The 9,438-nt window shown below is 71.4% G+C and carries 7 protein-coding genes; 2 read left to right on the forward strand and 5 right to left on the reverse strand.

Translation table 11 applies throughout. From position 1 onward, the window contains the following. The first annotated feature begins 99 nt into the window (after window positions 1–99). Entirely contained in the window at window positions 100–1,164 is a 1,065-nt protein-coding gene (locus tag H7U20_RS07495; RefSeq protein ID WP_199518973.1) for a hypothetical protein, read from the forward strand. Next, the gene (gene recJ, locus H7U20_RS07500) at window positions 1,161–2,855 is read left to right on the forward strand and encodes a single-stranded-DNA-specific exonuclease RecJ (protein ID WP_199518974.1); all 1,695 of its coding nucleotides are present in this window, start codon (window positions 1,161–1,163) and stop codon (window positions 2,853–2,855) included. Before H7U20_RS07495 ends, recJ begins: the two co-directional genes overlap by 4 nt. A gap of 18 nt (window positions 2,856–2,873) precedes the next feature. Here recJ and H7U20_RS07505 read toward each other — a convergent pair whose 3' ends face one another. From H7U20_RS07505 to H7U20_RS07525, 5 genes are all read right to left on the reverse strand, one after another. Then, on the reverse strand, window positions 2,874–3,428 hold the full coding sequence (locus H7U20_RS07505; RefSeq protein WP_199518975.1) for a cytochrome b: 555 nt from the start codon (window positions 3,426–3,428) through the stop codon (window positions 2,874–2,876). 94 nt (window positions 3,429–3,522) lie between these two features. Further along, window positions 3,523–4,863 (reverse strand): TolC family protein, encoded by a 1,341-nt coding sequence (locus tag H7U20_RS07510; RefSeq protein ID WP_199518976.1) that lies wholly within the window; start codon window positions 4,861–4,863, stop codon window positions 3,523–3,525. Continuing rightward, a complete protein-coding gene (locus tag H7U20_RS07515; RefSeq protein ID WP_199518977.1) occupies window positions 4,860–5,180 on the reverse strand; it encodes a DUF3240 family protein in 321 nt (106 codons plus the stop codon). The genes H7U20_RS07510 and H7U20_RS07515 overlap by 4 nt, the downstream gene beginning before the upstream one ends. Beyond that, window positions 5,167–8,262, reverse strand: coding sequence for an efflux RND transporter permease subunit (locus tag H7U20_RS07520; protein ID WP_199518978.1), 3,096 nt, complete (start codon window positions 8,260–8,262; stop codon window positions 5,167–5,169). The genes H7U20_RS07515 and H7U20_RS07520 overlap by 14 nt, the downstream gene beginning before the upstream one ends. Beyond that, window positions 8,262–9,438, reverse strand: a 1,177-nt coding sequence (locus H7U20_RS07525) for an efflux RND transporter periplasmic adaptor subunit (RefSeq protein ID WP_199518979.1), incomplete at its 5' end; no start/stop codon positions are given. The genes H7U20_RS07520 and H7U20_RS07525, both read right to left, overlap by 1 nt.

Below are 9,438 nucleotides of genomic sequence, written 5' to 3' on the forward strand. Positions count from 1 at the left end.
TACAAACACAACAAAAATGAGCCAAGGGATGGCCGTCGGCAAGCGGGCGCGGCCGCCGTTCACCTTACGTCCGGGCACGCATTTCCACTACAATGCCGCATGAAGCAAATTACCCTCGCCCTGCCCTACGCCCTGCCGCCGGCCGAACTGGCCGCCGACCTCCAACGCGCACTGCACACGCCGGCCCTGGCCGCCCTGCTGTCGCGCACCAGCGCGCGCCGCGTGCAAGCCTGCGACAGCGGCGCCCGCGTGCTGCCGCACGAATCCTGGCTGGCCGCCCAACTGGGCCTGCGCGCCCAGCCGTCCGCATCCTCGGCGGCGGCCGAGACCGACGCCAGCGCGCCCTTGGCCGGCGCCGTGCTGCACGGCTACGGCCAGTTGGCGCAGGACGGCCACTGGTTCATCGTCCACCCGATCCACGTGCAAATGGCGCGCACCCACCTGAGCCTGGCCGACCCGCGCGCCCTGGCGCTGGAAGACGCCGATGGCCGCGTCCTGTTCGCGGCGGCCCAGCCCTACTTCGCCGAGCTGGGCAAGGAGCTGCGCTACGGCGACGCCGGCACTTGGTTCCTGCGCGCCGACGACTGGGCCGGCCTGGCCACCAGTTCGCCCGACAGCGCCAGCAGCATGAACCTGAGCGACCTGATGCCGGAAGGGCCGAACGCGATCGCCTTCCGCAAGCTGCAAAACGAAATCCAGATGCTGTGGTACGAGCACCCGGTCAACGAGGCGCGCCAGGCGCGCGGCCTGCCGCCGGTGAACTCCTTCTGGATCTGGGGCGGCGCCGGCGCCGCGCCACCTGCGGCCACCCACGCGCTGGCGGTCAACGCCGGCCCGGCCTGGATGATGGCGCTGGCCCGGCCGGCGCTGCGCGACGTGGCGCTGGCGCAGCTGCTGGACGGCGGCGACGACGCGCCGGCCACCGTGGTCTGCGCCGCGCTGATCGAGCCGGGCATCGCCGGCGACTGGTCGCAATGGCTGGCGCGCATGCAGCAGCTGGAGCAGGACTGGTTCGCGCCGCTGCTGGCGGCGCTGCAAACGGGCCGCCTCGGCAGCGCCACGCTGATCCTCAACCACCGTGGCGCCAGCGCCGAATTCAGCACCAGCAAACTCGCCCAGCGCAAGTTCTGGCACAAGCACACTTTGAAGAACCTCCAGCCATGACCCGCATCGCCACCCGCACCTACCCCTTCCGCGAATCCGAAATGCTGCGCCAGGGCGGCGTCCACCCCGTGCTGGCGCGCCTGTACGCGGCGCGCGGCCTGACCGACATGAAGGACCTGTCGAGCGAACTGGCGGCGATGATCCCGCCGGCCGGCCTGCTGCACATCGACGCCGCCGCCGTCTTCCTGGCCGACGCCATCGCCGCCAACAAGCGCATGTGCATCGTCGCCGACTACGACTGCGACGGCGCCACCGCCTGCGCCACCGCGCTGCGCGGCCTGCGCTCGATGGGCGCCGAGATCGACTTCATCGTGCCGAACCGCTTCGAATACGGCTACGGCCTGACGCCGGAGATCGTCGAACTGACCGCGCGCGAGAAGGCGCCCGACATCATCATCACCGTCGACAACGGCATCGCCAGCATCGACGGCGTGGCCGAGGCCAACCGGCGCGGCATCGAGGTGGTGGTGACCGACCACCACCTGCCGGCCGACACCTTGCCGGCCGCCCGCGTCATCGTCAACCCCAACCAGCCCGAGTGCGGCTTCCCCAGCAAGCACCTGGCCGGCGTCGGCGTGGTGTTCTACGTGCTGCTGGCCCTGCGCGCGGAGATGCGCCGGCGCGGCGTGTTCGACGCGCAGAGCCAGCCCAAGCTGGACCACCTGCTCGACCTGGTGGCGCTGGGCACGGTGGCCGACGTGGTGCGGCTCGACCCCAACAACCGCATCCTGGTGGCGCAGGGCCTCAAGCGCATGCGCGCCGGCCGCATGCACGCCGGCGTGGCCGCGCTGTTCCGCGTCGCCGGCCGCGAGCCGCGCAGCGCCAGCCCCTTCGACCTCGGCTTCGCGCTGGGGCCACGGCTGAACGCCGCCGGCCGGCTGCAGGACATGTCGCTGGGGATCGAATGCCTGATCACCGACGACGAGGGCCGCGCCTGGGCGCTGGCCCAGCAGCTCAACGAGATCAACCTGAAACGGCGCGAGATCGAGGCCGAGATGCAGGACACCGCCCTGCTCCACCTCGACGAGTTCGAGCCGGCCGCCAGCAGCACCATCTGCGTCTTCGACGACAGCTGGCACCAGGGCGTGATCGGCATCGTCGCCTCGCGCCTGAAGGAAAAATTCTTCCGCCCGACCATCACCTTCGCGCCCGGCGCCGACGGCTGGATCAAGGGTTCCGGCCGCTCCATCCCCGGCTTCCACCTGCGCGACGCGCTCGACCTGGTGTCGAAACGCGCGCCCAGCCTGATCGACAAGTTCGGCGGCCACGCCATGGCCGCCGGCCTGACCCTGCGCGCCGAGGCCTTCGACGCCTTCGCCGCAGCCTTCGAGGCGGTCGGCCGCGCCTGGCTCACCGAACAGCAGCTCGAACGCGTCATCGAGACCGACGGCCCGCTGGAAGAGGCCTACTACACCACCGACTTCATCGCGCTGATGGCCGGCCAAGTGTGGGGCCAAGGCTTCGCCCCGCCGGTGTTCTGCGACGAGTTCCGCGTGGTCAGCCAGCGTATTTTGAAGGAGCGCCACCTCAAATTGCTGCTGGAGAAGAACGGCAGCCGCTTCGACGCCATCTGGTTCGGCCACGTCGACTCGCTCGGCGAGCGCGCCCGCGTCGCCTTCCGCCTCGACGCCAACGAGTACAACGGCGTCACCAAGGTGCAGCTGCTGGTGGAGCACGCCGAGCCGGCCTGAGCGCGCGCCGGCCGGCGTTCAGCCCATGCGCTGGAACACGCCGTCCTTGTCGACCAGCAGGTGCTTCAAACCGGCCGCCACGTGCAGCACGATCAGCGCCACCAGGACCCAGGCGATGACGCCGTGGGCATCGAAATACTGCTCGGCCAGATCGTGGTCCGGCACGAACCAGCGCGGCAAGGTCAGGCCGAAGAACACCAGGCCGCGCTTGCTCAAGGCCGCTCCGATGATGCCGGTCAGCGGCATCAGCGCCATGCACAGGTACAGCAGGCCGTGGGTCAGCCCGGACAGGCGCACCTGCCACGGCGCCACGTTGCCCGGCAGCGGCGCCGGCCGATGGCCGAAGCGCCACAGCAGACGCGCCGCGACCAGCCCCGCCGCCACTAGGCCGAAGGATTTGTGCAGCATGAAGTAGACAGCGCTGCCGGGGTCGTCCTCGATCTCCATCATGTACCAGCCGACGCCGATCAGCACGACGATCAACAGGGCCAGCAGCCAGTGCAGCAAACGGGCCGGGGCGGCGTAGCGCCAGGCTGGCGCGGTGGGGTGTGACGACGGTTTATATTGGTTCATCTTGGTTCTCCTGGGTTGGTCCATTACAGTGGCGGCCCAATTCGCGCCTACATGGTTCTGCCTTGGTGCTGGTGTTTTCAAATTGCGGATTCGTTCAATCGATGGCCCAGATGACGTGCGCGTCCAGCTGCACGCGGGCGTAGGCGGCCAGCGCCTCGACCTGCGCCGTCTGCGCCGCCAACGCCGCGTCCAGGGCCTGGCGCCGGCTGCCCAGCGCTTCCATCAGCGTGCACTCGCCGGCCTGGTAGGCCTTCATCATCAGCTCCGATTGGCGCCGCGCCTGGGTTTCCACCTCACGCACAGTCTGCCACACCTGATGGCTGCGCACGCTATCAATCACCGCGCGTTGTGCCGCCGAGCGCACCCGCAGCCGCACCTGGTCGGCGCGTTCGCGCGCCATCGCCGCCTTCAGCGCGGCGCCGTCGCGGTCGGCGGCGCGGGCGGCGCCCGGCAGCGGTATCGACAAGGTCAGGCCGATCAGGCGCTCCTGCCCGGCCCGCTCGCGCGCCGCGCGCACGGCCAGCGTCGGATCGGGCATGCGGTCGCGGCTCTGGCGCCTGGCGCGCAGCGTGTACAACGCCACCTCGGCCTCGGCCAGTTCCAGTTCGTGGTTGTCGTGCAGGATGCGCTCGCGCCAGTAGTCTGCGCCGTCCACCGGCGCCGGCGGCAGCGGCAGGCGGCTGGCGTCGGGCGCCGGCAGGCCGACGTAGTTCTGCTCCAGCTGGGCCAGCGCCTGTTCCTGCCGTCGGCGCGCCAGCAGCGCCAGCGCGGCGACGCGCTGGTGCTCGGTGTCGGCCTGCAGCTGCTCCAGCCGGGCGCTGTCGCCGGCCCGCACCCGCTTCGCCGCGACGCGCCGCAACTGCTCCGTGACCGCCAACTGCTCCTCCAGCCGCGCTACCGCTGCCTGCTCGCGCAGCGCGTCGAACCAGTCCTTCATCAGCGCGCGGCCGGCCTCGTGCCAGGCGTCGGCGCGCATCGCCTCGGCCACCACCACGCCCTGCGCGCCGATGGCCTGGTCCTGCCCGGCCTTGCCGAACCAGCGCACGGTGCGCTCCAGCGCCAGCTCCTGCTCCTGGAAACGCTCGCCGCCCTCGACCCTGCGCTGGTTGACGCTGGCGCGCGCCGTCCATTCGTAGGAGCCGGCTTGCAGGCGGCTCTTGTCCACGCCGGCCAGCCGGGACTGGAGCGTGCCGAGGCGCAGCTGCGGCAGGCTTTCCAGGGCGCGCCGCACCAGTGGCTCCGGCGGCAGCACGGCCAGCGCGCCGGACGCGGCGTCCGCCGACGCGCTAGTCGCTGCGGGTGCGCCGGAGCCGGCGCCGGCGCCGGAGCCGGCGGTGGCGGTGGTGGCGTTGGCCGCTGCGGCCATCGCGTAGGGCGGCAGTGCCGCGCCCAGCGCCAACAGCATCGCCTGCAGCAGTTTGTTGGGCGCGCTCATGCCAGCCTCCCGAAGTCCAGCAATGGCGCCATCCAATAGGCCACGTCGGGGTTGCGGATCTCGCCGGCCAGCTCGTCGAGCAGGCTGCGCAAGTCGGCCTGCACGCCGGCGATCAGCACCAGCTTGCGCCGGCTGCGGCCCTGCACCTTCTCCATGGTCGACTGCAGCGAGGCGCCGCGCCCCATGCCTTGGGCGTCGACCACCGAAAAGCCGCCGGCCCAGGCCGGACGCAGCAGCAGGAAGTCGAGCACGTCCTCCTCCAGCGAGACGGGAATCGCCAGCGTCAGCATGGCGTCGTATATTTTATCGTTGCTCATGTGAGCCTCCGCTAAGGGATGGGGCGCTTGGCGCGACGCCAAAACGCCGGAACAAAATCGGCAGCAGCACCAGCGTCAGCAAGGTGGCGCTGAGCAGGCCGCCGATGACCACGATGGCGAGCGGCTTCTGGATCTCCGAACCGGGGCCGCTGGCCAGCAGCAGCGGCACCAGACCCAGGCCGGTGATACAGGCGGTCATCATCACCGGCCGCAGGCGGCGCAGCGCGCCCTGCGTCACCACCTCGTCGAGCGCCATGCCGCGCGCCACCAACTGGTTGAAGCAGGTGATCATCACCAGGCCGTTCAGCACGGCGATGCCCATCAACGCGATGAAGCCGACCGAGGCCGGCACCGACAGGTACTCGCCGCTGACGGCCAGCGCCACCACGCCGCCGATCAGCGCGAACGGGATGTTGACGAACACCAGCAGCGCCTGGCGGATGCTGTGCAGGGTGCTGAACAACAGCAGGAAGATCAAGGCCAGCGCCACCGGCACCACCAGCGCCAGGCGGGCGGCGGCGCGTTGCTGGTTCTCGAACTGGCCGCCCCAGCTGACGCGGTAGCCGGCCGGCAGCTTGAGCGCGCGCGCCACGGCGGCCTTGGCCTCGTCGACAAAGCCGACCAGGTCGCGGCCGCGCACATTGGCGCGCACCACCACCAGCCGCGAGCCGTTCTCGCGCTCGATCTTGACCGGGCCGTCGACATGGCGCAGGCCGGCCAGTTGCGACAGCGCGACGGCGCCGCCGTCGGCCAACGGCAGGCGCAACTGCTCGAACAGCTCGGCCGACAGCTGCAGCCGGTCGTCGCCGCGCAGCAGCAGCGGCAGGCGCCGCCCGCCCTCCACCACCACGCCGGCGACGCGGCCCTCGACCAGGGTGCGCAGGTCGGCCTGCACCTGCTCGACGCTCAGGCCCAGCCGGCCGGCGGCGACGCGGTCGACGTCGACCTGCAGATACTGCACGCCGGCGTTCTTCACCGTCAGCACGTCCTCGCTGCCGGGAATGGCCTGCAACAGCTTTTGCACCTGCCCGGCCAAGCCGCCCAGCACCTGGTTGTCCGGCCCGTAGATCTTCACGGCCAGGTCGCCGCGCACGCCCGACAGCATCTCCGAGGTGCGCATTTCGATCGGCTGGGTGAAGCTCAGGTTCACGCCGGGGAAGCCGGCGGTGGCCACGCGCAGCGCCTCGATCAGCGCCTCCTTGTCCTTGCTGCGCCATTCGGCGCGCGCCTTGAGCACCAAGAAGCTGTCGGTCTCGTTGAGGCCCATCGGGTCCAGCCCCAGCTCGTCCGAACCGAGCCGGGCGACGATGCGGCGCACGTCCGGCACCTGCTCGAGGATGCGGCGCTGGATCGCCTGGTCGAGCCGGGCCGACTCGGCCAGGTTCACCGAGGGCAGCTTCTCGACCTGCATGATGATGTCGCCCTCGTCGAGCGTCGGCATGAAGGACTTGCCGACATAGAGGAACAGGCCGACCGACAACAGCAGCGCCGCCACCGCCACCGCGCCGACGCCGCGCGCGCGCGGCAGCGCCCAGCCGAGCAGGCGGGCGTAGCCGGCGTCGAGGCGGCGCACCAGCCACGGCGCCGGGCCGTGCTGGTCCTTCAGCAGCAGCGAGGCCAGCACCGGGATCACCGTCAGCGACAGCAGCAACGACGCGGCGAGCGCGAAGATGATGGTCAGCGCCACCGGCGCGAACAGCTTGCCCTCCAGCCCCTGCAGCGACAGCAGCGGCAGGAACACGATCATAATCACCAGCATGCCGGCGGTGACCGGCACGGCCACCTCGCGCACCGCGCGGTAGACCACGTGCAGGCGCGCCATGCCCGGCTGCGCGCCGGTGCCGTGCGCCTCGATGTTCTCGACCACCACCACGGCGGCGTCGACCAGCATGCCGATGGCGATCGCCAGGCCGCCCAGCGACATCAGGTTGGCGCTCAGGCCGAAAACGTTCATCAACACGAAGGTGCCCAGCGCGGCCAGCGGCAGGATGCAGGCCACCACCAGCGCCGAGCGCAGGTTGCCGAGGAACAGATACAACAGCACCACCACCAGCAACGTCGCCTCGCCCAGCGCCTTGGTGACGGTGGACACGGCCCGCTCGACCAGGTTGCCGCGGTCGTAGAAGGGGCTGATGGTGGTCCCGGCCGGCAGCGTCGGCGCCATCTCTAGCAGGCGCGCGCGGATCTGCTCGACCACCTTCTGCGCGTTGGCGCCGCGCATGGCCAACACCAGCGCCTCGACCGCCTCGCCCTTGCCGTCCTGCGTCACCGCGCCGTAGCGGGTCAGCTGGCCGATGCGCACCGTCGCCACCTGGCCGACCGTGACCGCCACGCCGTCGCGGCTGGCCACGGCGATGGCGCGCACGTCGTCGAGCGTGTGGATGCTGCCGTCGCTGCGGATCAGCAGCGACTCCTCGCCGTCGCCCAGGCGGCCGGCGCCGTCGCTGCGGTTGTTGGCCTCCAGCGCCTGCTGCAACTGGGCCAGCGAGACGCGCCGCGCCGCCAGCGCCGCCAGGTCCGGCACCACCTCGAAGCTCTTCACCTGGCCGCCCAGCGAGTTGACGTCGGCCACGCCGGCGATGTTGCGCAGCTGCGGGCGGATGGTCCGTTCGAGCAGCGTGCGCTTCTCCATCAAGCTGAGCGGCCCTTCGATGGTGAACATGAAAATCTCGCCGAGCGGCGTGGTGATCGGCGCCAGGCCGCCGCTGACCGAGGCCGGCAGGTCCTTGAGCACGTTGGCCAGCCGCTCGCTGACCTGCTGACGCGCCCAGAACACGTCGCTGCCGTCCTGGAAATCGAGGGTGATGTCGGCGATCGCGTACTTCGACTGCGAACGCAGCACCACCTGGCGCGGAATGCCCAGTAGCTCCTGCTCGATCGGCGCGACGATGCGCGCCTCGACCTCCTCCGGCGTCATGCCGGGCGCCTTCATGATCAGCTTGACCTGGGTGCTCGAGACGTCGGGGAAGGCGTCGATCGGCAGCTCGTTGAAGGCCTGCACGCCGGCGCCTATCATCAACGCGGTCAGCACCAGCACCAGCAGGCGCTGCGACAGCGACAACGCGATCAGTCGGGCCAACATCACTTGCCTCCGGTCGGCGCAACAGGCTTGGCGGCGGGCCCGGCGCCGGCCTCGGCACCCAAGCCGGCCCAAATACCCTTCAGGGCGACGATGCCGCGCACCGCCACCGGCTCGCCCGCCGTTAGAGCTCCCTGCGCCCAAACCATGTCGGCGCCGGCCGCCGTGGCGCGCACCGGCACCACGGCGAAGCCCGCGCCGCGCTTGACGAAGACGAAGGTGTCCGCGCCGCGCCGCACCAGCGCCGCCGCCGGCAGCGCCACCGCGCCGCCCGACAGTGCCGTGCCCGATGCGCCGGATGCGCCGGATGCGCCCGATGCGCCGGATGCGCCGGATGCGCCGGATGCGCCCGATGCGCCGGACGTGCGGGATACGCCTGATGCGCCGACGCCAGCCGCCGCGCGCAGGCCGGCGGGCGCCACGCCGGGCGCTGGCGCTGGCGCCGCCGCGTCACGCAGCAAACGCGCTTCGACATACGCGTTGATTTTCAGGCAGGCATCGCGCTCGGTCTGCTCGGCGCGCACCAGGGCGCTTTGGTTGGCGCCGTTGACCACCGGCGAAATGGCGATCACCCGCAGCTTGCCGCAGCCCTTGGCCCGCAACAGGTCGCCGACACGGATCAGCGCCAGTTGTTGGCGCGAGGCCTGCAACTCGACCCACAGCGGGCCGTCGCGGCCGATCCGCGCCAGCTCGGCGCCCGCCTCGATCCGCTGGCCGGGGCTGACCGGCAGCTCCAGCACCGTGCCGGCGTATTGCGCCCGCACCGTCAACATTGGCGACAGCGGCCGGCCGGCGCGCAGCGCGCCGATCGCCGCCGCGTCCAAACCGGCGGCGCGCAGCGCCTGGCGCCGCTCGTCCGCCGCCAGGCCGGCCAGTTGCGCGGCGCTGCGGCTCTCTTCCAAGCGCGCGGCGGCGATGATGCCGTCGCCGAACAGCGTCTCGTCGCGCGCCAGCTTGGCGCCGGCCAGGCGCGCCTGGGACGCCAGTTGTAGATACTCGCGCTGCAGCTCCAGCCACGGTTGGCTGAACAGGGTCAACAGCGGCGCGCCGGCGGCCACCCGCTGCAGACTGGCCGCGTGCACCTGCCGCACCACGCCGCCCAGCGCGCTGCTGGCCAGCGCCAGCGCGGTGCCCGGCGCCACCACGGTGCCGGCCAGGTACTGGTCGTGGGGGGGGGGG

The sequence above is a fragment of the Rugamonas violacea genome, from assembly GCF_016461825.1.
Taxonomy (GTDB): domain Bacteria; phylum Pseudomonadota; class Gammaproteobacteria; order Burkholderiales; family Burkholderiaceae_D; genus Rugamonas.

What these genes read in the sequence shown, in the direction of transcription:
- H7U20_RS07515 (WP_199518977.1), bottom strand. Translation starts at nt 5,180, where the DNA reads ATGAGCAACGATAAAATATACGACGCCATGCTGACGCTGGCGATTCCC.
- H7U20_RS07495 (WP_199518973.1), top strand. Translation starts at nt 100, where the DNA reads ATGAAGCAAATTACCCTCGCCCTGCCCTACGCCCTGCCGCCGGCCGAA.
- recJ (WP_199518974.1), top strand. Translation starts at nt 1,161, where the DNA reads ATGACCCGCATCGCCACCCGCACCTACCCCTTCCGCGAATCCGAAATG.
- H7U20_RS07505 (WP_199518975.1), bottom strand. Translation starts at nt 3,428, where the DNA reads ATGAACCAATATAAACCGTCGTCACACCCCACCGCGCCAGCCTGGCGC.
- H7U20_RS07510 (WP_199518976.1), bottom strand. Translation starts at nt 4,863, where the DNA reads ATGAGCGCGCCCAACAAACTGCTGCAGGCGATGCTGTTGGCGCTGGGC.
- H7U20_RS07520 (WP_199518978.1), bottom strand. Translation starts at nt 8,262, where the DNA reads ATGTTGGCCCGACTGATCGCGTTGTCGCTGTCGCAGCGCCTGCTGGTG.